This window comes from Bacillus sp. P14.5, from assembly GCF_003316765.1.
GTDB lineage: Bacteria > Bacillota > Bacilli > Bacillales > Bacillaceae_B > Rossellomorea.
This window is the reverse complement of record NZ_NIJF01000095.1, coordinates 210,776-236,004: the sequence shown is the minus strand read 5'-3', so window position 1 is coordinate 236,004 and position 25,229 is coordinate 210,776. Positions and strand designations below refer to the sequence as shown.

General features: G+C 41.4%; 21 protein-coding genes, 2 pseudogenes and 1 other annotated feature. Of the genes and pseudogenes, 6 read left to right on the top strand and 17 right to left on the bottom strand.

Going from position 1 to position 25,229, the window contains the following annotated elements:
* Positions 1-53: 53 nt before the first annotated feature.
* On the bottom strand, positions 54-1,556 hold the full coding sequence (gene yfcC / locus B9Z54_RS19180; RefSeq protein WP_113930132.1) for a putative basic amino acid antiporter YfcC: 1,503 nt from the start codon (positions 1,554-1,556) through the stop codon (positions 54-56).
* A gap of 233 nt (positions 1,557-1,789) precedes the next feature.
* Here yfcC and B9Z54_RS19175 point away from each other — a divergent pair, with 233 nt between their 5' ends.
* From B9Z54_RS19175 to B9Z54_RS26730, 4 genes are read left to right on the top strand one after another with little or no spacing between them, the layout of a single operon-like run.
* The gene (locus B9Z54_RS19175) at positions 1,790-2,377 is read left to right on the top strand and encodes a hypothetical protein (protein ID WP_113929985.1); all 588 of its coding nucleotides are present in this window, start codon (positions 1,790-1,792) and stop codon (positions 2,375-2,377) included.
* Positions 2,378-2,400: 23 nt separating this feature from the next.
* Complete coding sequence (locus tag B9Z54_RS19170; RefSeq protein WP_113929984.1) at positions 2,401-2,610, top strand: PAS domain S-box protein; 210 nt, start codon at positions 2,401-2,403, stop codon at positions 2,608-2,610.
* 42 nt (positions 2,611-2,652) lie between these two features.
* Positions 2,653-3,615 (top strand): sigma-54 interaction domain-containing protein, encoded by a 963-nt coding sequence (locus B9Z54_RS19165; protein WP_162785291.1) that lies wholly within the window; start codon positions 2,653-2,655, stop codon positions 3,613-3,615.
* A gap of 41 nt (positions 3,616-3,656) precedes the next feature.
* A complete protein-coding gene (locus B9Z54_RS26730; RefSeq protein ID WP_481747805.1) occupies positions 3,657-3,821 on the top strand; it encodes a hypothetical protein in 165 nt (54 codons plus the stop codon).
* Positions 3,822-4,021: 200 nt separating this feature from the next.
* Here the strand turns inward: B9Z54_RS26730 and spoVK are convergent, their stop codons facing one another.
* The 6 genes from spoVK to B9Z54_RS19130 all read right to left on the bottom strand — a co-directional run bounded on the left by spoVK (position 4,022) and on the right by B9Z54_RS19130 (position 10,742).
* Entirely contained in the window at positions 4,022-4,972 is a 951-nt protein-coding gene (gene spoVK, locus B9Z54_RS19155; protein WP_113929981.1) for a stage V sporulation protein K, read from the bottom strand.
* 337 nt (positions 4,973-5,309) lie between these two features.
* Complete coding sequence (locus tag B9Z54_RS19150) at positions 5,310-6,224, bottom strand: GNAT family N-acetyltransferase (protein WP_113929980.1); 915 nt, start codon at positions 6,222-6,224, stop codon at positions 5,310-5,312.
* Between the two features lie 307 nt (positions 6,225-6,531).
* Entirely contained in the window at positions 6,532-6,765 is a 234-nt protein-coding gene (gene hfq / locus B9Z54_RS19145; protein ID WP_113929979.1) for an RNA chaperone Hfq, read from the bottom strand.
* A gap of 39 nt (positions 6,766-6,804) precedes the next feature.
* Positions 6,805-7,746 (bottom strand): tRNA (adenosine(37)-N6)-dimethylallyltransferase MiaA, encoded by a 942-nt coding sequence (gene miaA, locus B9Z54_RS19140; protein ID WP_113929978.1) that lies wholly within the window; start codon positions 7,744-7,746, stop codon positions 6,805-6,807.
* Positions 7,747-8,730: 984 nt separating this feature from the next.
* A complete protein-coding gene (locus B9Z54_RS19135; RefSeq protein ID WP_113929977.1) occupies positions 8,731-9,297 on the bottom strand; it encodes an MFS transporter in 567 nt (188 codons plus the stop codon).
* Positions 9,294-10,742, bottom strand: coding sequence for an FAD-binding oxidoreductase (locus B9Z54_RS19130; RefSeq protein ID WP_240190022.1), 1,449 nt, complete (start codon positions 10,740-10,742; stop codon positions 9,294-9,296). The genes B9Z54_RS19135 and B9Z54_RS19130 overlap by 4 nt, the downstream gene beginning before the upstream one ends.
* 162 nt (positions 10,743-10,904) lie before the next feature.
* On the opposite strand from B9Z54_RS19130, the gene B9Z54_RS19125 reads away from it, so the two are divergent.
* Positions 10,905-11,159, top strand: a complete 255-nt coding sequence (locus tag B9Z54_RS19125) for an alpha/beta-type small acid-soluble spore protein (RefSeq protein WP_113929976.1) — start codon at positions 10,905-10,907, stop codon at positions 11,157-11,159.
* A gap of 15 nt (positions 11,160-11,174) precedes the next feature.
* Here the strand turns inward: B9Z54_RS19125 and B9Z54_RS25875 are convergent, their stop codons facing one another.
* From B9Z54_RS25875 to B9Z54_RS19115, 3 genes and pseudogenes are all read right to left on the bottom strand, one after another.
* On the bottom strand, positions 11,175-11,366 hold the full coding sequence (locus B9Z54_RS25875; RefSeq protein WP_345840750.1) for a hypothetical protein: 192 nt from the start codon (positions 11,364-11,366) through the stop codon (positions 11,175-11,177).
* Positions 11,367-11,455: 89 nt separating this feature from the next.
* Positions 11,456-11,647 carry a hypothetical protein gene (locus B9Z54_RS25870; protein ID WP_240190006.1) on the bottom strand — a complete coding sequence of 64 codons (192 nt, stop codon included), beginning with the start codon at positions 11,645-11,647 and terminating at the stop codon, positions 11,456-11,458.
* Positions 11,648-11,665: 18 nt separating this feature from the next.
* A pseudogene (locus B9Z54_RS19115) lies at positions 11,666-12,660 on the bottom strand (tryptophan--tRNA ligase).
* A 232-nt stretch (positions 12,661-12,892) separates the two neighbouring features.
* Positions 12,893-13,125: a binding site (T-box leader), on the bottom strand.
* 166 nt (positions 13,126-13,291) lie between these two features.
* Here B9Z54_RS19115 and B9Z54_RS19110 point away from each other — a divergent pair.
* The gene (locus tag B9Z54_RS19110; RefSeq protein WP_113929975.1) at positions 13,292-13,627 is read left to right on the top strand and encodes a DUF948 domain-containing protein; all 336 of its coding nucleotides are present in this window, start codon (positions 13,292-13,294) and stop codon (positions 13,625-13,627) included.
* Positions 13,628-14,111: 484 nt separating this feature from the next.
* Here B9Z54_RS19110 and B9Z54_RS19100 read toward each other — a convergent pair whose 3' ends face one another.
* The 7 genes and pseudogenes from B9Z54_RS19100 to mutS all read right to left on the bottom strand — a co-directional run bounded on the left by B9Z54_RS19100 (position 14,112) and on the right by mutS (position 25,045).
* Entirely contained in the window at positions 14,112-14,909 is a 798-nt protein-coding gene (locus B9Z54_RS19100) for a class I SAM-dependent methyltransferase (protein WP_113929973.1), read from the bottom strand.
* Between the two features lie 52 nt (positions 14,910-14,961).
* Positions 14,962-15,396, bottom strand: coding sequence for a GNAT family N-acetyltransferase (locus tag B9Z54_RS19095; protein ID WP_113929972.1), 435 nt, complete (start codon positions 15,394-15,396; stop codon positions 14,962-14,964).
* A gap of 310 nt (positions 15,397-15,706) precedes the next feature.
* Positions 15,707-17,368, bottom strand: a complete 1,662-nt coding sequence (locus B9Z54_RS19090; protein WP_113929971.1) for a glycerol-3-phosphate dehydrogenase/oxidase — start codon at positions 17,366-17,368, stop codon at positions 15,707-15,709.
* A 326-nt stretch (positions 17,369-17,694) separates the two neighbouring features.
* On the bottom strand, positions 17,695-19,185 hold the full coding sequence (gene glpK / locus B9Z54_RS19085) for a glycerol kinase GlpK (RefSeq protein WP_113930130.1): 1,491 nt from the start codon (positions 19,183-19,185) through the stop codon (positions 17,695-17,697).
* Between the two features lie 155 nt (positions 19,186-19,340).
* On the bottom strand, positions 19,341-19,910 hold the full coding sequence (locus B9Z54_RS19080) for a glycerol-3-phosphate responsive antiterminator (RefSeq protein ID WP_113929970.1): 570 nt from the start codon (positions 19,908-19,910) through the stop codon (positions 19,341-19,343).
* Positions 19,911-20,554: 644 nt separating this feature from the next.
* A pseudogene (gene mutL / locus B9Z54_RS19075) lies at positions 20,555-22,410 on the bottom strand (DNA mismatch repair endonuclease MutL).
* On the bottom strand, positions 22,388-25,045 hold the full coding sequence (mutS, locus tag B9Z54_RS19070) for a DNA mismatch repair protein MutS (RefSeq protein ID WP_113929969.1): 2,658 nt from the start codon (positions 25,043-25,045) through the stop codon (positions 22,388-22,390). The pseudogene mutL and the gene mutS overlap by 23 nt, the downstream one beginning before the upstream one ends.
* Positions 25,046-25,229: the final 184 nt, after the last annotated feature.

Genomic DNA, 25,229 nt, shown 5'->3' with positions numbered 1-25,229 from the left:
CCTTTCATTAAAACACGTTCTATTAAAGCAGGATTTTCCATCCCCTGCTATATTTAATATCCAATTAACGCAGCGGTTATAACAAAGATGGAAGAAAGCACGAAAAGCACTCCCATGAATTTAAGGATGAATTTAGCCCACACTCCCCAATCCACACGGGCGGCTCCCAATGTACCCATCAACGCAGCCGAGGTCGGTACGAAAATATTCGTCAATCCGTCACCGAGCTGGAAGGCAAGGACAGAAACCTGGCGTGTCACTCCAGCGATATCCGCAAGTGGAGCCATCAAAGGCATTGTAAGAGCCGCCTGTCCTGAGCCGGACACCACGAAAAAGTTGAAGATGGATTGAAAAACATACATGCTCCATGCGGAAATAGCTTCCGGGAAATCACCGACAACCTGGCCGGCACCATACAAAACTGTATTCAGTACAGAAGGAGCGTCAGGGCTGTCTCCTCCAAGGATGATGACAATCCCTTTCGCCATACCAACCACAAGCGCAGCGGGAAGCAAATCTTTCGCTCCTTCTATGAACCCTTCCGCCATATCATTCCAGGTCATTCCATTCAATTTGAATAAAACACCGGTAATACCCGCAACTAATCCAATAGTGAAAAATTGACTTGCAATTTCCGGAATATAATACGCATGCTCAATGACTCCCCAGATGATCCAACCGATACCGATTGCGACAGTTGCAATAACCAGCATGTGGCCCACTTTAAATGAGGAATTCAGATCCCGGACCCTGCCTTCTTTCCTGAAATAATGATCGGTTTCATACGTTACACTTCGCTTTGGATCTTTTTTGATGCTTTGAGCGTATTTCCAAGTATAAATAATCCCAAACAATGTGAACACTGCCCACATCACTATACGGAACGGCGCCCCCGACAGGACCGGCACATCTGATACTCCCTGTGCTATCGCCACTCCAAAGGGGTTCATCCATGAAGTTGCAAACCCTATCTGTGTTGCTACATAGGTGATCATGATTCCCGTGATGGCGTCATAGCCTATCGCAACCATAATTGGAACCAGGATCATGGCAAATGCAATCGCTTCCTCTCCCATTCCGAAAACGGCTCCCCCTAGCGAAAACAAGAAAAACATGATCGGGATGATCAATGCTTCCTTCCCTTTCGTCCGGTCGATAACCTTTAATATTCCTTCTTCAATCGCCCTGGTCCTCATAATAATGCCGAACGCTCCGCCAATAATAAGAATAAAGGCAATTACTCCTACTGCGGACCCCCATTTGTCACCGGAAACCAAGCCCTCAAAAACATAATTTAAAAAACCCGCTCCGCCTCCGGATTCAAATAAGCTGGTTCCTTCCCTGACAAGATTTCCTTCCTCATCCTTCACATAACTGAAAGAATCTGAATCAAGGACAGTTTTTGTTTGTTCTTCGCCATCTTGCATATACGTTACATCCTGGGTTTCAAATTGCCCTTTAGGCACCATGTAGGTTAGCAAGGCTGCTAAAATAACTACAAAAAATACAATAATGAATGTATGCGGCACCTTCCAAGCTCTCTGTTCTTTTTCCATCTTATTTCTCCCCTTTATATCCGCTTGTAAACCGAGCTTCATCACCCTCTCCAACCGAGGACAAATTTTCACTCGCTTAATAAGCGTAAATTATTCTCATTTAAATAGATGCAAGAATCATGCCAAATCAAATAATCAGAAAATACTAATAAAATATGATAGAATACAAGAAAGTGGTTAACCACTTACAACCCAAAAAATATTTTTTCAACCAATTTATGAGGTGTTATCATATGCGCAAACTAGTTGTCATAGCGGGAACAAGAGAAACAGAGAAGGCGCTGCTGAACCAGTTGACTTCTATTTTTGGAAAGCTGATACAATTTGAAGGATATGCAATCGATGACGGTCTTCCAAAAAAATTCAAAAATGAGCTCATTCTATATTCTTTCTCATTAATAGAAGATGAAGTAGAAAATCATATCGATTTCTCCACTTGCACAATCATCATCGCTACCAGGACGGTCAATTACGAGTTTATTGACAGGATATTTGAGTTATCCCCGGGTCAAAAAGTCCTTTATGTGAATGATTTTATGCGTACTGCGGATGAAGCCATTGCCACCTTAAAAGGACTCGGCATTAACCATGTTGAATATGTCCCCTACTCAAGAGAGAGCACCAGCCTGCCCCCTGGCATTAACGTTGCTGTTTCACCTGGTGAAAGTCATTTAATTCCTGATGCGGTACCAAGGAAAATTGATATTGGCGTCAGGCTGATTGACCTGAACACCATTATGAAAATCATCTCTCATTACCGCTTATCAGATGAATTAAGCATTGATATTACCAACCGTTATACAAAAAAATTATTGATCTGAGCCAGAAACTTTCTCATGTTCATATGCAGGCCAGAACCTTAAATAAATTCCTGAACAAGGTGGTGGATGGAGTCAATGATGGAATCCTGGCTTTCCAGGAAAATGGTGAAATCACGGTATTCAACGAAGTGCTGGAAAGAATGCTGGGAATATCGGCAAGCTACGCCAAAGGGAAAAAGCTTTCACAAGTCTTCAAGAACATCGAATTGACCAGATTTCTCCATTCTGAGTAAATGGAGGCCCAGGTTTTACTGACTTTGAGACAGCGTGACCTCATGGTATTCCGTTTCCGCATGAACGATGAAGCCGTCACAGTCGCTACCTTCAAGGATTTTGATGAGACACTGGAGATGGAAAAAGCACGAAAGCAGGAATTACAAAAGAAGGGTTACATTGCAAAATATTCGTTTTCAAGTATCCTAGGCTCTTCACCTATCATTCAAGAAACAAAAAGAATTGCAGCAAAACTGGCTAAAACCGGTCTGCCTATCTTGATACATGGCGAAACAGGGACTGGAAAAGAATTGTTTTCTTCCGCCATACACAATGCATCTTCCAGAAAGCATGATCCCTTTCTGGCGATTAACTGTGGAGCACTTCCCGATGATCTGCTGGAAAGTGAATTATTCGGCTATGAGGAAGGAGCCTTCACCGGAGCAGTAAAAGGCGGAAAGAAAGGTGTTTTTGAACAAGCAGACGGGGGAACCCTCTTTTTAGATGAAATTGGGGATATAAACTTAAAGCTGCAAGCAAGACTCCTGAGGGTACTCGAAGAAATGGAAGTAAGAAGAATTGGGGGAAATAAGAATATATCAGTGGATGTCAGGATCATTTCCGCTACAAATAAAAACCTTGAAGAGTTAGTCGAGGCGGGAACATTCCGGGAAGACCTTTATCATCGATTAAAAGTGTTGAACCTCAGTCTTCCCAGCCTTAGAGAACGGCAAGGAGATATTAAAATCCTGACTGATACATTCATTCTTCAGGAGAATGGCTCTAACAAAAAAATATCTTCTGAAGTTTTAAGCATCTTGGAGAATGTAAAATGGAAAGGCAATATCCGGGAATTAAAAAACACAATCATGTATATGCTTGCCGTATCAGAGGAGAGCATCCTGACAACCCGTGATCTTCCAAAATCAGGATCTTTCAAGAGAAGTGAAGCTTCCAGCAAGGAAATATACAGCCACGTTTCACCTTTAAGAAAAAAGAGTATGTTGTTATTCTTCAAGCAATAGAGGAACTTTTTGATCAAAACGAAAATGCGAGCAGACAGAAGTTGAAAGAATTGCTCAGCGGAAGTCCCCATCCTCTTTCACTTCAACAGATCCGAACAAGAATGAAGGAACTTGAAGACCTGGGGTGTTTAAATATTTATAAAGGGCGAAAAGGGACGGAAATCACAGAGAAAGGCAGGAAAATGATTAATAGGTTGAAAGTTTAGTAATCTTACCCTTCTTCTAAGGGGGAATTGGAGCGGAAGGTGTGCGATCTCCTGCGGGACTAGCGGGTGTTTAGTTCCAGATCCAAGCCGCTTGTGCGCTGAACCTGTACGTAAATTCCATAATTACATTAACTGCTAAGGTGAAATCCCCAAAAAACACAGCGAGCCAGGACCTTGCTCCTGGATTCGCTGTCAATGTTCTACTCTTCTGTGGATGGAAATATCAAATCATTGCTCCTTATGGTCATCAACTCATTTCGTTCATAAGAATTCTGCATAAGCAATCGCATGGCTTGAGACCTAATCGACTTCTCAATCACATTCCTGACATACCTTCCATTTGAGAAAGCCGCCGGACTGATCGCTGTCTTTGCCTGTAAAAGGTGATCCCTGATTTTCCGCTCCGCATCTGTGCTCAGTTCATACTCTTTTTCATTGAGCATCCTTCTGCCAATTTCCATTAATTGTTCTATTGTATAGTCCTGAAACTGAAATACCAGGGGAAATCGTGAATGGAGGCCGGGATTCAGCGTCAGGAATTGATCCATCTCCCTGGAATATCCTGCAAGGATAAGTATAAATTCATGCTGTTTGTCTTCCATATGTTTCACGAGGGTATCAATGGCTTCCTTCCCAAAATCCTTCTCCCCTCCGCGGCCTAATGAGTAGGCTTCATCCACGAACAGGATCCCGCCCATCGCTTTTTTAACCAAGTCTCTTGTCTTTTGGGCTGTGTGACCGATATATTCTCCTACGAGATCAGCCCTCTCCGCCTCAATCAAATGTCCTTTCGACAGAACATTCATCTTATGAAATAATTTTCCGATCAGCCTTGCAACAGTTGTCTTCCCTGTCCCTGGATTTCCTTTAAACATCATATGCAATGCCTGCTTGCCTGCTTTTAGTCCCGCTTCTTCTCTTTTTTTATTCACATAGATCCACGCATAGATCTCTTTCACCATTTTTTTCATATCTTCCATACCGACTAATGAAGCCAGTTCAGTTTCAATTTCCTTAAGGGCGGCATGCTCTTGAGGAAAGAGCTTAACGGGTTCCTCGGTCTTTCTCATTTCCCGCACCGGATTGCGTTTATGTGAATTCAAAACAATACTTATCTGTCCATTATTTTTCATTCTCATCGGCTGTTCCATATCTTCACCTCACCATTCTATACAGTATACGCCTGGAGGTTTTTAACGGTGACAAATGCCCAGTTAAAACGGTTAGAAAACTCTCTTATCATCCTATTCAATAAGGACGAAATTCATTATTAAATTTTGCTTTGGGATATGTTTTGAAAAAACGAATCATCTAAAGTTAACATAATATTATTATTATAAACATATATTTTGTAGTACCCTTAAATTCTCATAAATGATAAGAAGATACCATGGTTCCGAAACACCTACTACATCCAAAATTCAGAGTGTAAATATAGTAGAAATCAACCTTCAACTTACTTGCCCTCTGGTCCTGTTTTTAATCCAATCACCCTAAAGACATTTCCGCTATAAATTTATTTCTAATGAATCCCAGGTCTTCATATAGCTTAATCGCTGCATTATCTTTAATAACAGCTAAACGGGCAGCCTCATACTCTTTACTGGATATGTTTATAGAATGGGTCAGCAAAAACCGTCCAATACCTCTGTGTTGATGTTCAGGATCTACAGCTAAACTCATGATGAGAGGGTACTCTTCAAATTCCATATTCAGACAGACACCAGCAATTTTGTTAGTGTTCTGCTTAACAATAACTCTTGAGCACTCATCCATGATGTTATTCTTCTTATATTTTTCAATAAATTCATTTATATGTTGAATATAATCGTCTTTCGTTCCGATTTGTTTATAAGCCGGATTCTCTTTATAAGCTTTCATAATTAAATCTGCTATCTCATGCGTATCTTCGGATGTGACGGGTTTTGATATGTATCCTTCAGGAAGCCTTGCCTTTATCGATTCTGTCGGACGAATCATCCAATAATTAATTTCTTGTACCCGGCAGCCATTTTGCTCATAAGTTGGAACATGTTCTTCTACAATGTCTCTTAAAATGATTTTATCTTCAGTATTTGATATTTTTTTCAAATAAAGTAACAGCATCCGTGCCAATTTTTCATAGTCTTCAAAGGGGGGAACAACAAATAAATCTGCCATGAAATTAGGCTTTAGAAATACCCCTCCTATAATGCTTTCATCTTTCTTTATTAAATATCCACAGTCGTAAATGGCTGCGATTTCTTGTAACACAGCAGAAGATTTTCTGAAAAAGTAGTCTGCATATTTCTGTCCGTAATAAATCGAATAGTATCGTAAAAAATCTCCGGGTTCTTGGTAAACTAATTTTATATTATCTTCTAAATCTATAAGTTCTTTCAATGCCTGACCTTGCTCACTCATATTTTTTCTCCTTTTCTTTGCTAAATGTCCGTTTGTTAAGGGTCACTACCCTATGTTCATGACTATATTTTACCATAAATGGTTGGAATTTCTTGAAAAAATGGCAAGCAAATCAAAATAGCACCCCCAGCAACATGATGACTATACTAGTCAAAATGTGTTTGAGGGTGCAGCTTTGGATTGTTTTGTTATTAATCGTTGATATCTCAACGATTAACAGCTCTGAGATTCATCTTACGAAAAGGATGCGAAAACCCTTACTATTGAAAACGGAACTACTCAGAAATTCCGTTGTTTTTGATAAATATTATTGAGCTTCGTCGAAATTAATTTGTACATTGCGCTGAGGCGAGAAGGTAGAAATAGCATGCTTATAAACCAATTGCTGCTTACCTTCTGACTCGAAAAGAACGGTAAAGTTATCAAACCCTTTTACTTGTCCGCGGATTTGGAATCCGTTCAATAAAAATACAGTTACTTGAGTGCTGTCTTTACGTAATTGGTTAAGAAATTGATCTTGAATATTAATTGCTTGTTTCATGATAAGTCCTCCTCTTCTATCTCTACCTTAACTATTCGACTATAACCTTAGCTTTCCTGCAACAAAATCCGATATCTCTTCAATTTTTTTGTTATTTTCCCTGGGGTTGCTCACATCAAACCATTCTACATCCATTTTATTGCGAAACCATGTTAATTGGCGCTTGGCATATCTTCTGGAGTTTTGCTTCAGGTTTTCAACAGCATCCTCCAAGGAGACTTTTCCTTCCAGAAATTCATAGATTTCCTTGTAGCCGATTGCCTGGATGGATTGAGCATTTTTCAACCCTTCATCAAATAAAGACTTCACTTCCTGGATGAGCCCCTGCTCAATCATGCTATCAACCCTGCGGTCAATCCGGCTGTATAATAATTCACGGTCCATCGTCAAGCCAATTAAAGATACATCATAAAGGAGTTCTTTTTGCTGATTTTCCTGGTATTCAGACATCGTTTTTCCTGTACAGTGATATATCTCCAAGGCTCTTATCACCCTTCTGATGTTGTTGGGGTGAATATTGGCAGCCGCTCTTGGATCAACCAGTTCCAACCTGCGGTGTACTTCCTGATTGCCAAGCTCATTGGCTTCTCTTTCCAAGTTCACGCGGTACTCTTCATCACCAGGTGTATCCGTGAATTGGTAGTCATAGATAACAGACTGAATATACAAGCCTGTTCCCCCAACAATTAATGGCAGCTTTCCCCGGCTGTGAATCTCAGAAATCTTTTCTCTTACCAGCTCCTGAAATTCTGCTGCCGAGAAGCTCTCTTGAGGTTCTTTAATATCTATAAGATGGTGCGGAATTCCTTCCATTTCTTCTTCCGTTATCTTGGCAGTACCGATATCCATCGATTTGTAGATCTGCATGGAATCTCCACTGATGATTTCTCCATTAAACCTCTTAGCCAGATGTATACTGGAAGCTGTCTTTCCAACAGCAGTCGGCCCTATAAGTACAACAAGTTTTTCTTTCTTCTCCAAAACGATTCACTGCTTTCTATGTAAAAGGATAAGTTTACATATTATCGTACCATAAGGAATCCAGAGTTACATATCAGAAGAGTATATCCGTTTAAAATCTTTTTATACATTTTACTTTTTATTCTACTCTGCTTTCGCAAAGATTTTGTCTTGGTTAAGATATTTGGTTTTTCGCTGCAGTCACTCGCCTGCAGCGAAAATCCTTCTGCGTGAAATGAAGAGTATGGTAAGAAAACACCCAAACCAATTACTCTTTTAGAAAATTAATAGACTCTTTTTGTTCAGGTTTAAGCTAAAAAGAGCGGTTTTCCGCCAAGGTGCACGGCTTTTTGCGGCGGGCGGCAGACTAGACGACCGTTAGTTCCCCGGGAAAATGGATTTCACGGAACACACTTCTAATTGTACCTTTACCTTTCCCAGTTCCTGATTTAATGGTAGGTTTCCTGTCTAATCGTACCATTATCCTTTCCATCATCTGCTTTAATGGTACGTTTCCCGTCTAATCGTACCATTATCTTTTCCATCTCTCTTTTTAGTGGTACGTTTTACGTCTAATCGTACCATTATCTTTTCTAATCCTCTGCTTTAATGGTACGTTTTCTGTCTAATCGTACCATTATCTTTTCCATCTCTCTTTATAATGGTACGTTTTCTGTCTAATCGTACCATTATCTTTTCCATCTCTCTTTGCAATGGTACGTTTTCTGTCTAATCGTACCATTATCTTTTCCAATACCCTGCTTTAATGGTACGTTTCCCGTCTAATCGTACCATTATCTTTTCCAATACCCTGCTTTAATGGTACGTTTTACGTCTAATCGTACCATTATGTTTTCTAATCCTCTGCTTTAATGGTACGTTTCCCGTCTAATCGTACCATTATCTTTTCCAATACCCTGCTTTAATGGTACATTTCCCGTCTAATCGTACCATTATCTTTTTCAATCACCCGTTTAAACGGTACGTTTCCGCTTAATACCTCATCTACCCAGCTCGCTCTTCCATTTCTAAAGACTCTTCCCGCTTCTTATCATAAAACAGCAGCGCCAGCCCGCTTCCGGCAAACAAAAAAGAAGCTAAATAGAAAATAAAATCGATAGTGAAGAAGTCAATCAGGACACCGCTGGCAAATACAGCAAAGGATGCAAACAGTGAGGTCCAGAAATGATAGCCTCCAATTTTTTTCCCCGCTCCTTTACCATGAAAAACTTCTCCTGCCATAGTCTTTTCACATGTTTTTTGAACCGCTCCTAATAAACCCAATATGACCTGCAGTCCATAAACATCTGCAAGAGAATCTGCTTCAGGTATAAATAAAAAGATGAATGCCATCCCCCATGCATAACCAATCAGTAAGGTACGGCTGCCTACTTTATCTGCAACAGAGCCTATCCAGCGGTGAAACACTGCAGAGCTGAGCATGAACAAACCATATGCAAAGCCAAAGCTGGAAAAGTTGGAACCGATGTTTCTGATGAAGAGAAGGTAGAAAGGAAAGGATACTGAGCCGGCCATCATGGCAAAGCTTTGTGACAACACAAAATACTTCATTGGCCGTACTCCTCATAGAAATGATTCATGAATACTTCATCGGGGTCAAGCTTTCTTTTACTGTCAAAAAATTCTGCTGTCCTTGGATAAGCTTCTTTCATCTGCTCCTTTGAGGGATATTCGTAATAAGGCAGATAATAGCTTCCACCGTGTTTCAGTGTCACGTCCACCATCTTTCTGACAATCCTTTCTGTATCTTCTTTGCCTTCAGCCGATTTTTCCTGATTGATGAGCAGGACCAGCGCAAACATCTCCTCCTTGGAATACGACAAGACTGCATCCTCATTTTTATCAACATAACGAATGGTGATGTTCACCAGATTCAAGTCTTCCTCATCAAGCACCTCTCTTAAATCATCAATGTAGCTGGAGAATTGATCTACAGGCACAAAGTATTCCTGCAGAACATCTGTATTACTCTTGCTTTCATATTCCATGAATTTGGACTCTGACCTCATTGCATTATTCCTGGTGATGAAATCACCATCTTTGCCCTGAAAATAGGTTTTCTGGATATCCCAAAAGAGGCTCTTTCCCCAATCAAATTTCCTGGAGAGACCAAGCATGAATTTAGAAATGAAGGTTCCTTCTTCATCTTTTAATGACTTATGCTCCTTCAGCAGATTCTGGCTGTCTGAATGGATATAGTCCGTTATATACATGTCCTCCAAAAAAGTATCCGGAGCAGTCGAGATTCGGGCAAGATGCATCTTAACATCTTCTTCGCCTTTTACTTCTTCAAGAAAAAAATCACTGTATTCATCATATGGTAGTTCCGTTGTTTTCATTTCATACAGTTCATCATCGGTCAGTTGCAATTCTGCATCAAGAATAACTCCAAACAGCCCATACCCTCCGATAACCAATGGAAAGAATTCTTTATTTTCAGTCCGGGATACGTTGATATTCTCTCCATCATGCTTCAATAAACGAAAAGAATTGACCGTCTCAATTAATGCCCCATGCCTTATATCCCTGCCATGTACATTGACAGACAGCGACCCTCCGATAGTAAATATATTTTGGGACTGCATTACTTTCACTGATAACCCATGTGGATTGGCTGCCTCTTGTATGTCTGCCCAGGTCGCACCGCTCTGAACGCGAATAGTTTTTTCGGTCGTATCGAGATCAAGTATCTTATCAAAGCCCGTCATATCCAATACGACGCTTCCAGGATAATAAGTGTGCCCGCCTTGGCTGTGCATCTTTCCGGCAATTGACACTTTAAGATTTTCATCGGCTGCCTTCTTAACTGTTTTCACTATCTCCCGTTCTTCCTCACCCTTGGTCACCTGCTCTATTCTAGTCGGCATCAAGCCGCCTATATCACTGACGATTTCAGAACTAACAGGGTCATTATCCACAGTGAAAAAAACACACCCGTAAATTATGAAAAAAATCATTACTATTGCCGCTCTTTGTGATACTTTCTTTCTTCTTATCTCTTTTTTCAATTATCTCACCTCATATTTACCAAATTTAACTATTATTTCTTAGTGTAATTTTACACTATTTAAGTTAAATTACAATATTATTCTGATATATTTCTCTCTTTGCATCATAATAAAGATGTACATGAACCATAAGAAGAAAGGATGATCGCCGTGAGCAAAAGAAAGCCTCTCATCCCCGAATCTCAAAGGGCACTAAATATAATGAAAGCCGACTTATTTCACCAAGAGGATCCTTCTGCAGTGAAATATGAGGCAGCAAAAGAGCAGGGTATTTCCTTAACCAAAGGTTATAATGGTGAGCTAAGCGCTCGGGAAGCTGGAAAAGTCGGCGGGAAGATTGGCGGGAGTATGGTAAGAGAAATGATAAAGATGGCTGAAGCATCATTAAACGCAAAAAAGAGGTAGAAGCAAAATAAGCTTCTACCTTTTTTGATCTAATTTGTATGTCAATATGGACTGCAAGCCTTTCCTTCCCATAAGTTTCTTTCCATTATCTTTAAAGCCTGACTTCATGTATAGTGTTCTCGCTGCTGAATTTCTTTCATTCACAGCCAGGACGATTTCACTTGTTTCAGGAAAATGTTCCAGGACGAACGAAGGCAGCAATTTCATGGCAGCTTTGGCATATCCTTTTCCCTGCTGTATCTCATTAATGGAAAAAGCCCGTAATAATAAGGCATTGGTATCAAGTGAATAGTCTTTTACAACTGTTCCTTTATGAAGAACAAAAAACCAACTGCCCTGTCCCCATCCATTATGACGACTGGATGTCTATTTCGGTCTTCAATTTCTAATGCTTCTGAAGGCAAAGCCGTAAATTGATGCTGTTCTTCTGCAAGTGAGAACTTATATAGCTCGGCTTTCACTTTTTCACTGTAAAACTGCAGCTGCATATCGATTCCCCCCTATCATTAGCAGCCGATCATTTCTTTGATTTTTTTGAGTTGAACAGACGCAATGCTTCTTGCCCTTTCTGCCCCTCGTTCAAGAAACTTATCAATTTCCTGCTTATTGTCGAGATATTCATAATACTTCTGGCGAGGTTCGCTCAGTTCCCTGTTCATGACTTCGAACACTTCTTTTTTACTTGGCCCCAGCCGATTCCTTGTTTGTACTTCTCTTTCATGGAATCAGCTTCAGCAGCAGCCGCAAACTCTTTATAAAGAGTGAACAGCGAGGAACCCTTCACTTCCTTTGGCTCTTCCGGGGGAGTAGAATCCGTTACAATTTTATTAACGAGCTTTTTCAGAGCTTTTTCTTCTGCAAAAAGCGGGATGGTGTTTCCATAACTTTTACTCATCTTTCTTCCATCAAGCCCGGGTATGACAGCAGTCTCTTCTTCAATCACATATTGAGGCAGCTTAACGGCTTCTCCGAAAGTACGATTGAAGTTTTCCGCGATATCTCTTGCGATTTCCACATGCTGAACCTGATCTTTTCCAACAGGAACCTTATCTGAGTTAAAAAGCAAGATATCCGCAGCCATTAGAATTGGATAAGTAAACAGTCCCATGTTGACACCAGCATCAGAGTCGTTTCCTTCTGCCATGTTTTCTTCGACTTTGGCTTTATAAGCGTGTGCCCGGTTCATTAATCCTTTAGGTGTCATACAGGAGAGAATCCAGTGGAGTTCAAGAATTTCAGGAACATCTGATTGTCTGTAAAAAATCACCTTTTCCGGATCCAACCCTAATGAAAGCCAAGCCGCCGCGATTTCGTAGGTGTACTCTTTAAATTTTTTGCGGTCCTGCACAGAGTTTAAGGCATGGTAGTCCGCAATGAAGTAAATCCCTTGTGATGTGTTGTCTTTTGCCATTTCAAGTGCTGGCTTGATCGCGCCGATATAATTCCCCAGATGAGGGTGCCCTGTGGGTTTTATCCCTGTTAGTGCTGTTGGTCTTTCCATATAAATTCCTCCTAAATATAAAAGGCTGTTTTCGCATACATTGTTGCTCGGAAAAATCCTAAGAGCCGGATTTTTCCCTGGATACTAAGGGTTCTCTCTCAAAACGGCGAGAGTAGCTCTTTTCTTTTCATGATTACCAGGTTATTCCGGTCAATCATGGTTATTTTTTCAGAATTAGTATCGGATAGCAACAAATTTTACGAAAAGAGCCAAATAAAAAAGCCCCCATCCAAAAAAGGACGAGAAACCCGCGGTGCCACCTTCGTTTACCCAAATAAAAAAGGTAATCTTTAAAAGAGCTGATTATATGCTCTCTGTTCCTTTTAACGGTAGAACTCTCCGCCTGCCTATTTGTTCGGCATGGATGCTCCGAAGCCCATTCAACATGGTCCGACACTGATTCCCACCAGCCATCAGCTCTCTAAAGTCTTATCCATGCATACTCTTCTTCATCATTGCATAATATTAAAAAAATTTTGATTTTATTATAGCTTATTGTTTTAAGAAAGGCAATGTATATTTCCACTGTTTTCCTACTCGCAAAAGACCGTTTTATTCACAACATAAAGGGTAAACAAAAATACAAAGAATAACTTACCCTTGAAATCAGCAGAAATTTAGGAGGTATTCCATGATTATTGTTTACGCAAGCATAGCCCTATTTGTTCTCTCGATTGCATACCTGGGATATAAAGGCTTTAAGTTCATGAAGGAAACCAAACCGACCATCAACCACTTGAATAAAACGGTAGAGAGCCTGCAGCAAAGAGCGCAGACCCTGCAGGAGGAGACCAATGAACTTTCTACACACAGCCAGGAAATCAAAGAGGATATTGATACAAAGAAAGATAACATTCAATATACAGTTGGTGCCGTTAAACAGCTGCCAAAGCCTGTAAAGAGAATTTGGGAAAACAACTTCAAGAAGCCTGATGAAGGAAAAAATTATCGTACTTCCAATGGGTAATTTGAAGACTCGTCTATGGACGGGTCTTTTTTAGATTTATTAAGGCTTTTTCGTGAGCTTTGTTGCTATTTAATACTAAGCTCAAAAAAATAACCATATTAAGAGGGGTAAAAACTGGTAACACCGAAAAGAAAAAACTCTCCCTCGATAAAGATAAAACTCTTAGTATCCGGGGATATCCGAAAGCCATAATATTTGCGAAAACAGCCTTTATTAAAGCCTTTTGGAATAAAAAAAGAACTTTTCTTAGGTACCTACGAAACGTGTGATTCATTCAACCTGTTTTCCTCCCAGACTATGGAGTGTGGATTACCCCAGAGGCCTTAGATAAACAATGCATAACTTCAACATAAAAGCCGATAAAAACTTTGAAAGTAATAAGAAGAGTTAGTATAAATTTTCACCCTGCTTTTTTAACATACTGAAAGCACAATATTCATTATCATAGCCTTCCTGCGTTTGAGTTGTTCCTCTTTAAAGGCAACTATTTTGACGCTAGAATTGTAAAAAGACCCGGAATTCTATTCTCTATCCCTTCAGGAGAATTTTCAGGAAATGCCCACCGGATACCCTCTTCTTCTTCTAAGCATTCAATTGTCAAACCAGTTCCGGCCAGCTTCGTGACAATTTCGCCTAAAGACCATCTCCGTATTATATTTTTTACTAGTGATTCACGTTCCTTCTCTGATAACAGCTTGCTAAAAGCTGCTTCTACTTCTTGAAGCTCTTCATCAAAATAATTTCCGTTTGCAACTAAATTATTATTCTCTAGACGCATTAATTTAGTAACCAGAGGATGATAGTCTCTTAAAATTAATTTACCGCCTGGTTTTAACATACTTGATATCAATTCAAAAAGCGGGTCAAGTTCAACGAAATAATGCAAAACACCGACTTCCATAAGGACAATATCAAAATTCTGCAGCTTTTCTTGAGGTGGTATTTCTAAAACATCACATACTAAATAGTGAATGTGTATTCCGGCTGCTTCAGCCAATTCAGTTGCATACCGCTTATTTCCTTCAGAAATATCCACTACAGTTAATTCCGCTCCCAATAATGCAAGTGAAACAGCTTTGTTTCCTTTAGAACCTAAAAGGTTGGCAATTCTCTTCCCCTTTATATTACCCATATATTTAAGATAGTGGCTAACCTTCTTTTCCGGGTTTGCTTTTAACACTTGGGCATACTCCTGAGGCATACCGTGACGATTAACCCAAGCCTGATAAGTTGACTGGTTCCAGCCCAACTGGTTTTTTTCACTAAAGCTCTTTTGGTTCATTTACGCCCCTCCTTCAATGAATATGAATAATTTTAAAAGCTATACAATTTGTTTACTTAAGATTGCTGCCTTTTTTCAGTCTATAATAAATAATCTCCGGGTCTCCATCGTCCAGGTTTTCCACTAAACCACTCTTTACAAAGCCATTAGATTCAAACACCTGATGCATACTGTGGTTAGATTGATTGGCAGAGGAGAATATTTTTTGAGTAGGAGAATGATCTGCCATGTAATTCAGTAATTCACTGGCATATCCCTTTCGTCTTTTGCTTTTAGACACAATTATCAAAGCTATAAAAGCACAGTCAAAAAAATTACAATCGTAAACTAAAAATCCGGCAATCTCGTTATCTTCTTTTACAATAATACAGTTTTCAAGATTAATAGCTTTCTCAATGAAATCCCTTCTGCTCTTGTTACCGATAACTTCCCTGTCTATCTGTGCTAGTGCATCTAAGTCCGCTGTTCGTGCAGCCATTATATTCATATCTGTTTCTCCTTAGTAAAATCTATTAATATAGAAATTGATCTGTTCCAATTTGCCAAATATTAAACACTCTTTTCTATAACTCACTTGTAACCAGTTTATATTTACTAATTTTACCACAAAAAAAATCTTTACTTAGTATTCCATAGCATTCAGATTATTGATTCATCATTAAGAGAGTAAAGCTCCAGCCCTTCACTCTTTCCTTAAACACAAATAAACCGTCCTGTGCATGACACAGAACGGTTTTTATTAAGAAAAAGATCAGGCAGCTTCTCATTGGACTACTGGTTTTTATGTTAGTTCCTGGTTACATCACCGGCACTTGTGCATCTCTAATTGCATTGTCCAGGTCAATGAGATATTGCCTCTTTAATTCCGGTTTCCAGTCAAGCAGGATAGCCATCATGTCGACAACCTCTTTTTTCCACTGCTTCACCCATTCTATATTGAAAAACAGTTTACCTGTCCTTCTCATGAAGAAATCGATTGGCGTGACGGTCATTTCTTCATTGATGGAATAAAGGAGCATGGCATATATTTCGGCAGGCAGTTCATTATTAGCATACTTTGTTGTCTTTTTGTAAGAATGAGCCATTTTGAAAAGTTCGTCTGCGTTCGATCCATACTGTTCAACAAGTTTTCGTCCTTCATCAATGCTTAACCCGAATTGTTCCGCTTCCATTGCTTTCTTATCAATAAAGTTTTGGAATCCTGATGATCCCCCGAAATCTCCGCCGGATAACGGAAGATGTTTAGTGCTGGAGCCTGGAAAATCTCTCTTAGTTTGCTGCTTTAATCTCTTGGCAATGAGGTCAACCACATGCTCCGCCATTTTCCGGTACCCCGTCAACTTCCCGCCTGCTATAGTAACCAAGCCGCTGTCCCCTTCCCAGACTTCATCTTTGCGGGAAATTTCAGAAGGGTCTTTTCCTTCCTCATAAATTAACGGCCGTATGCCTGCCCAGCTCGACTCTACATCTTCTTTTGTGACTTTTACATAAGGAAACATATAGTGAATAGCATTGAGCAGGTATTCCCTGTCCCCCTCTGTCATTTTCGGGGAAGTGACATCTCCTTCAAAAAATGTATCGGTTGTGCCGACATATGCTTTTCCTTCTCTGGGTATAGCGAATACCATCCTGCCGTCCTGTGTATCAAAGTAAACGGCTTGCTTCAAAGGGAATTTTTCCTGGTCTATCACAATGTGTACCCCTTTTGTATGACGAAGCTTTTTATTATTGGTTGAGTAATCTTTTTTCCTTACTTCATCCACCCAGGGTCCAGAGGCATTGACAACTGTTTCAGAGTGAATCTCAAATGTTTCTCCTGAGAGCACATCCTTGGCTTGAATTCCCTTTACCTTTTTATCCTCGTAAATGAAATGCTCAGCTTTCACATAATTCAAAGCAGCTGCTCCATGCTCAACCGCCTTCTTCATCGTTTCGATTGTCAGCCTGGCATCATCCGTCCGGTATTCAACATAATAGCCTCCACCTTTAAGTCCTTCCCGCTTGACAAGAGGCTCCTTTTCCAGCGTTTCAGATGAAGAAAGCATTTTTCTTCGTTCAAGCTTCTTTACACCGGCAAGATAATCATATACCCGTAATCCTATGGAGGTGCTGAATCTTCCGAAGGTCCCGCCCTTATGGATCGGCAGCAGCATCCATTCGGGCGTTGTAACATGAGGAGCGTTTTCGTACACGATCTCTCTTTCCTTTCCAACCTCGGCAACCATTTTCACTTCATATTGCTTTAAATACCGTAAACCTCCGTGAACCAGCTTGGTCGAACGGCTGGAAGTTCCGGCAGCATAGTCCTGCATTTCCACGAGTGCGACCTTCATGCCGCGATTCGCTGCATCCAAAGCGATTCCGGCTCCTGTAATGCCTCCCCCAATGATCGTGATGTCAAAATGGTCGTTCTTTAACTTTTCTTTGATTTGGCTTCTTTGCAAGCTCGAAAAACTCATCTGTCATTCCTCCGCTTCTGTTGTATGCAATAAAAAAAGAGACCGTGAACAAACATTATGAAAGCAGCATAATGTTGTCAGGTCTCTCTAGATTCTCTAACCGTTTATTAACTTGTGTTTATAATACCATAACCTTCAGATTTTTAAAAATGTTATGTCTTGGTTTTATTTAAAGGCTGTTTTCGGATATCCCCGGGTACTAAGAGTTTTATCTCTTATCGGGAGGAGTAGCTCTTTTCTTTTCGATATTACCGTATTTTTTTCCTTCTTGAGATTGATATTTTTCGGTATTAATAACAAATAGCAACAAAGTTTACGGAAAGAACCTATTTAAAAGCCATTGCCGCCTTCACTGCCTTTTGCCAACCGCCGTAATGCTTTTCTATATCTTCCGCTTGCATGGCAGGATCAAATTTCCGGTCAAGGTTCCACTGCGCTGTAATCTCACTGGTATCATTCCAATACCCGACAGCAAGTCCTGCAAGGTAGGCTGCTCCTAACGCCGTCGTTTCATTTACCTCAGGCCGCTCTACAGCTGTATCGAGAATATCAGCTTGAAACTGCATTAAAAAGTCATTTTTAACCGCTCCTCCATCCACTCGCAGCGTTTTCAAGGACAGCCCTGAATCAGCTTCCATCGCGGTAAGTACATCTTTCGTTTGATAGGCGAGGGATTCTAATACGGCGCGGATAAAGTGTTCTTTAGAGGTTCCGCGTGTTAATCCAAAGACTGCTCCCCTGACGTCACTGTCCCAATAAGGAGTGCCCAGCCCCACAAACGCCGGCACTACATACACACCATCGTTGCCTTCAGTTCTCTCCGCATAGGCTTGTGTTTCACTTGCATCTTTGATCATCCTCAGTCCATCCCTGAGCCATTGGATGGCAGACCCCGCTACAAAAATGCTTCCCTCCAATGCATATTCCACCTTACCGTTATATCCCCAGGCAATCGTGGTCAGAAGCCCATGCTCAGACTTCACTGCTTTTTCACCTGTATTCATCAGCATAAAACAGCCCGTTCCGTATGTGTTTTTGGCCATCCCTTCCGTGAAGCACGCCTGGCCGAACAATGCCGCTTGCTGATCTCCCGCCACTCCGGCAATCGGTACTTCCTTTCCGAAGAAATGGTAAGGTACCGTTTTCCCATAAACCTCAGAAGAAGGCTTAACCTCCGGAAGCATGCTTGCCGGAATGCCCAGTATATCCAGGAGATTCTGGTCCCACTTCAAATCATAAATATTGTACATCAGAGTCCTTGAGGCATTGGAATAGTCGGTGACATGTGATTTTCCGCCGGTAAGCTTCCAGATCAGCCAAGTATCCATCGTGCCGAAGAGGAGATCCCCTTTTTCTGCTTTTTCCTTTGCTCCATCCACATTATCAAGGATCCACTTCACTTTCGTTCCTGAAAAATAAGCATCAATCAAGAGGCCGGTCTTGCTGAGGAAAGTATCTTGGTGACCGTTTTCCTTAAGTTCCTCACATATCCCCGAGGTCTGTCTGGACTGCCAGACAATCGCATTATAAACCGGTTCACCTGTATGCTTATCCCACACCACAGTAGTCTCCCTTTGATTAGTGATCCCGATGGCTGCAATTTCTTCAGGCTTTACAGAAGACTCTGAAAGCACCGAAGCAATTACAGCCAGAATCGATCCCCATATCTCATTTGGATTATGTTCCACCCAGCCTGGCTGAGGGAAATGCTGGGTGAATTCCTTTTGTGAGGTATGAACAATCTTGCCTTTCTTGTTAAAAAGGATCGCCCTCGAACTGGTCGTCCCCTGGTCTAATGATAATATGTATTCTGCCAATGCTCCCACTCCTTCTTCAAGTAATGTTCTCTTGTGATTCTGAAAAAAAGCAGAAAAACCCACACAACTATCGCTGGCGATAAACTGTGTGAGTCTCTTGTCTCATTTCACGAATCATTAACTTGTTTTAAGATTAATAGATTATGGAAACGTTGTCAAATCCCCTTATCCGGATTGAAGTGCTTCCATAGTTCTCTATTGGACGTCGTTATGGCTGACGCACCTGCTTCAATCGCTTCTTCGACTTCATTGACCGTATCGATCAAACCACCGGCAAACACAGGCTTACCTGTTTCCGTTTTGATGGTTTTGATCACTTTTGGAATAACACCTGGAAGAAGTTCAATATAATCAGGATTAGAATGCTTCACTAGTTCCATACTTCTCTCCATCGCGGAGCTGTCTAGAACAAACGCGCGCTGAATCGCAATGACGCCTTTCTTCTTCGCTTGCTGGATCGCATTTCCCTTCGTTGATATGATGCCGTATGGCTTGATTTCCTGGCAAACATACTGCGCTCCATATTCATCACCCTTCAAGCCCTGAATCAAATCCAAATGCAAGAACATCTTACGGTTATTTTCCTTCGCATACTGATAAACCGTTTTCAGCATTCCGATATGCAGATCAAGGAACACACCATATTCATAATTCGTTTTTAGCATTTTATCGAAATCTTTCATCGACCTGACTGCCGGTAGAATTTTTTGGCCATTGAATGTCATCGTGACACCTCTTTCCTGATGATAATTATATTACTTTTGTGATCTGCTGTCTTTTGAGATGGTTTTGTCTGTTTGGTTTTTTCCTGAGTTTATTTCTTACGGGCATTTAGAGTTATACCGGCGGAGTGTTGAATTCATAAGAAGAAAATTCTTACTTGATGTCCTTTGGAGCCAGGGCGAGGGACATTAAATTGAGAAATCTCTGAGATGATGCACTGCGCTGGCGGAGCGAGCTGAAACTTTATGGTTTCATGCTGTTTAAATCCCCTGTTTGCCACATCATTTCTCATACTCTATAATTTCATGCTGTTCAAACTCTCTGTTTACCACATCATTTCTCATACTTTATGGTTTCATGCTGTTTAAACTCTCTTTTTACTACATCATTTCTCCTACTCTATGTTTTCATGCTGTTTAGACTCTCTGTTTACCACATCATTTCTCATACTTCATGGTTTCATGCTGTTTAACCCCTCTGTTTACCACATCATTTCACGAACTCTCAGTTTTCATGCTGTATAAGCGTTCTTCTTGCTGTATAAAATTTCAGATACTGAAAAAATTCATGCTGTAACAGAAAAACCTCTTATTAGCGAGTTTCAAAAAAGAGGGCTTATACGCCAAAGCGTATAAGCCCTCTTTCCCTACATAATCCGCTTGAACATTTTCTCCATTTCATAGACTGAATAATGGATGATAATCGGGCGGCCGTGCGGACATGTGAATGGATCTTCAGAGCGTCTCAGTTCATCGAGCAGCGCTGATATTTCTTCGTTCCTCAAGTACTGGTTTGCCTTGATGGAGGCCTTGCAGCTCATCATGATGGCCGCTTCTTCACGAAGTTTTTTGATATCCACCTTTTTCATGTTAAGCAGCTGCTCAATCATTTCATCGATCAACTCACCTTCCTGGCCGGCGGGCAGCCATTGTGGATGTGAGCGGATGATGAAGCTGTTGTAGCCGAACTCCTCCAGGAAGACACCGACCTTTTCAAGCTCTTCTTTGTGTTCAACGATTTTCATATACTCATCCGCGGAATATTCAAGTGTGATCGGTACCAGCATTTCCTGAAGCTCATTCTCCACTTTTCCGACCTTTTCTCTAAAGTATTCATATTTGATCCGTTCCTGTGCGGCATGCTGGTCAATGATGTAGAGGCCGTTTTCGTTCTGTGCAAAGATATAAGTTCCGTGCATTTGGCCGACAGGATATAACGGCGGGACCCTTGTGGCCTTCGGTTCTTCCTCTTCCACATGCGGTATTTCAGAAGGGTTCTCTTCTACTTCCAGTTTCTCCTCATAAATCACAGAAGCTTCTTCTTTCTGGCGGGTATCTTCAACAGGATTTTTATAAAGCATTTCCATGACTTCTTTAGGAGGCAGTTTCTCTTGCTGGAAGCTTCTTTCCGGTACCTCTGCTTTAATTTTTCTTTCGTTAGGTGATCCAATGTCAAAGCTGTCTGTTCAGACTGGGGCTTTATCGGCTTTGGTTCCTTGTAACCGGACGGAATAAGTTCTTTGGTTTTAAAGGAATCCTTGATTGCACTGGAGACCAGTTCAAACAGCTCAGGTTCTTTGCTGATTCTCACTTCCATCTTAGAAGGATGCACGTTGACATCCACTAATAAGGGATCCATCTCGATCGACAGCAGAACAATTGGATATCTGCCTATGGGCAAGAGAGTGTGATATCCTTCTCCAATCGCTTTGGCTAAACCATAATTCTTGATGAACCTGCCATTGATCATCGTAGAAATATAGTTCCTTGAAGCCCTTGTGATTTCAGGAAGGGAGATATACCCTTTGACCGAGAAATCCAGTGATGAAGCTTCGACCTTCACCATTTTTCTGGCAATATTGGTGCCGTAGATAGCCGCCAGCACCTGCCGGACATCTCCATTTCCGTTGGTATGAAGCAAGGTTTTTCCATTGTGGACGAGCTTAATCGAAATATCAGGATGGGAAAGGGCTATTCGATTCGTCACATCCGTAATATTTCCAAGCTCTGTGTGAATGGTTTTCATATATTTCAAGCGGGCAGGGGTATTGAAAAAGAGATTCGATACCATTATATCCGTTCCCCGCCTGCTCGAAGACTTCTCCTGAGAAAGGACCTTTCCTCCCTGCAGCTTAATCTTCACTCCAGGTCCTTCCCCTGTGCTCGTATGCATATCGAGATGAGAAACGGATGCGATACTTGGAAGTGCCTCCCCTCTGAAACCAAGGGTCCGGATTCGGAACAAGTCGTTTTCATCCTTGATTTTGCTTGTGGCATGCCTGCTGAAGGCGGTCAGGACATCCTCCTCGAGGATTCCATCTCCATTGTCTATAATACGTATCGAAGCAAGGCCTGCTTCTTCCACATGGATCTCAATGACATTCCCATTGGCATCAATGGCATTCTCCAAGAGCTCTTTCACAACGGAAGCCGGTCTTTCTACAACCTCGCCTGCTGCTATCTTATTAGACAGGGCATCATCAAGCTGAAAAATCTTCCCCATGTTCCCACCTCCTTATTTTTTCAATTTTTTTTGTCAGGTCATAGAGCGCATTCATTGCCTGCAACGGATTCATTTCAAGAATGTCGAAGGATTTCAATTCCTCCAGCAGCTTTCTTTCTTTTCTGCTTAAACCACTGCCGCCTTGTGCTGCCGCTTTGTCTTCTTGGAAAAAAGATAGCTGTGCAGGCTGCTCTCCAGCTGCTTTTTCAGCGACTTGATTTTGCTGGAATGTCCCTTTGCTTTCAATCGTATGACCTGCCTTTTTTTCCAGCTTCTCTAAAATTTCATTTGCTCTGAAAATTAGTTTTTCTGGCAGCTCAGCCAACTGGGCAACGTGGATTCCGTAGCTCTTATCAGCTGCGCCTTCTTTGATTTTATGGAGAAATACAAGGTTTCCGTTATGTTCCATGGCACTGACATGGATATTCTTCACGTTTTCCAGCTCTTGCTCCAGTATCGTGAGTTCGTGATAATGAGTTGAAAATAACGTCTTGGCTTTGATTCCTTCATGAATGTATTCAATGATTGCCTGGGCGAGGGCCATGCCATCGTAAGTACTAGTTCCCCTTCCGATTTCATCAAAAAGAATCAAACTGTCCTGTGTAGCGTTAGTGATGGCATTTTTCGCCTCCAGCATTTCTACCATGAAGGTACTCTGTCCAGAAATCAGGTCATCAGCTGCGCCTATCCGGGTAAAGACCTGATCGAAAATCGGCAGGCTGGCTTCACTAGCCGGTACGTAACAACCGATTTGAGCGAGTATGGCGGTAAGGGCCAGCTGCCTCATATATGTGCTTTTACCGGACATATTGGGCCCCGTAACCAGCAGAATCTCCCTCTCTTGATCCATATAACAGTCATTCGGGACATATTCTTGTGCATCCATCACTTTTTCAACCACTGGATGGCGGCCATCTTTAATGACGATCCTTCTTTCACGGTTAAAGGAAGGCTTCACATAATGCCTCTTCTCACTCACCGTTGCAAAACACTGCAGCACATCGATTTCACTAACAATCCTCGCGAGTTTCTGTAAGCGCGGGATATATTCTTTGACCGTTTCCCTGAGTTCGAGGAACAAGTTATACTCGAGGTCGATACACTTTTCATCAGCTTGCAGAATCAGCGCTTCTTTCTCTTTCAATTCAGGAGTGATGAATCGTTCTGCATTGGTCAGTGTCTGCTTGCGCTCATATCGGCCCTCTTCCAAGGCGCCAAGATTAGCTCTGGTAACCTCAATGTAATAGCCGAACACCCGGTTATAACCAACCTTTAACGATCGGATTCCGGTTCTTTCCCGTTCTTCTCTTTCAAGCTGGGCAATCCAGTTCTTTCCGTTTCTGCTCGCATCACGGTACTGATCCAATTCTTCATGGAAGCCGTCCTTGATGATGTTTCCTTCTTTAATGGAGAGCGGCGGCTGTTCATGAAGAGAATCTTGAAGTGTAACCGTCAGCTCTTCACATGGGTCGATTGCTTTCAGCATTTCATCTGCTATTTCATGCCCCAGCTCGCTGAAAAGATTTTTAAGCAGCGGAATCTGGGAAAGTGATTTTCTTAGTTGGATAAGGTCTCTGGCATTTACATTTCCAAAAGCCACTCGTCCGGCCAGCCGCTCAAGGTCATAAACTTCCTTAAGCAGTTCCCTGATATCTTCTCTTTCAAAGAAACGCTCCTGCAAAAGCTCGACAAGGCTGTGCCTCTTCTCGATTTCTTCCTGATCGATCAGCGGGCGGTCGATCCAGCGTTTAAGCATTCTGGCTCCCATGGCTGTCATGGTTTCATCAAGCAGCCACAGTAAAGAACCTTTCTTTCCTTTAGAACGGATTGTTTCGGTCAGTTCCAGATTGCGCTTGGAATAATAATCGATTTTCATGAATTGGTGAATTTGATAGGTTTCCACCTTCTGAAGATGATCCAGGCTCCTCTTCTGTGTTTTGAATAAATAGTTTAAGAGTCTGCAAACAGCAACCTTCAGCTTGTCCTGTTTCAACTCATCGATAAGCATACTAAAGCTGTCAGTGATTTCCGTTTCATTACCATAGGAAATCGTGACTCCATTCCTGTCAATCATGCTTTTTTTCAATTCTTCATTAAACTGTGTGTCTACAACAACTTCCTTTGCACCGATCGTTGCCAGTTCATTAATCGCATCATCAAAACGGGAGGTTAACTGTGTCACCCTTGTTTCCCCAGTCGATAAGTCACTGTAGGCCAATACCGCCGTTTCATCATCAAAGATACTGATGGAAGCAATATAGTTATTCTCTTTATCCTGAAGCCCTTTCCCATCCATTACGGTACCTGGAGTGATAAGCTGCACTACTTCTCTTTTCACGACTCCTTTAGCCTGTTTGGGATCTTCAGTCTGTTCGCATATTGCCACTTTAAAGCCTTTTTCGATCAGCTGCTCTATGTAATTTGGCGCTGAATGGTAAGGCACTCCGCACATAGGGATTTTCTCTGTGCTTCCTCCGTCGCGGCTTGTCAATGTTATTTCAAGTTCCTGGGAAGCTTTGATGGCATCCTCAAAGAACATTTCATAAAAATCGCCTAATCGAAAAAACAAAAAGGCATCCTGATACTCTGCCTTCACTTTTAAGTATTGCATAATCATTGGAGTGTATGTCGCCATTGGCCAACCAAACCTTTCCGATCTTATCTAGTAATCTACAAACATTAATTATAGCACAGCCTGTCCTTTTTTTATATTGAAGGAAACAACAGGAAGAGAACAGAAAGAGGCTGTAATTCGTGGAAAAAGTGTGCGGGACTGAATAATTAGAGTGTATTCACCATAACTGCCTCTTTTAAAGGCT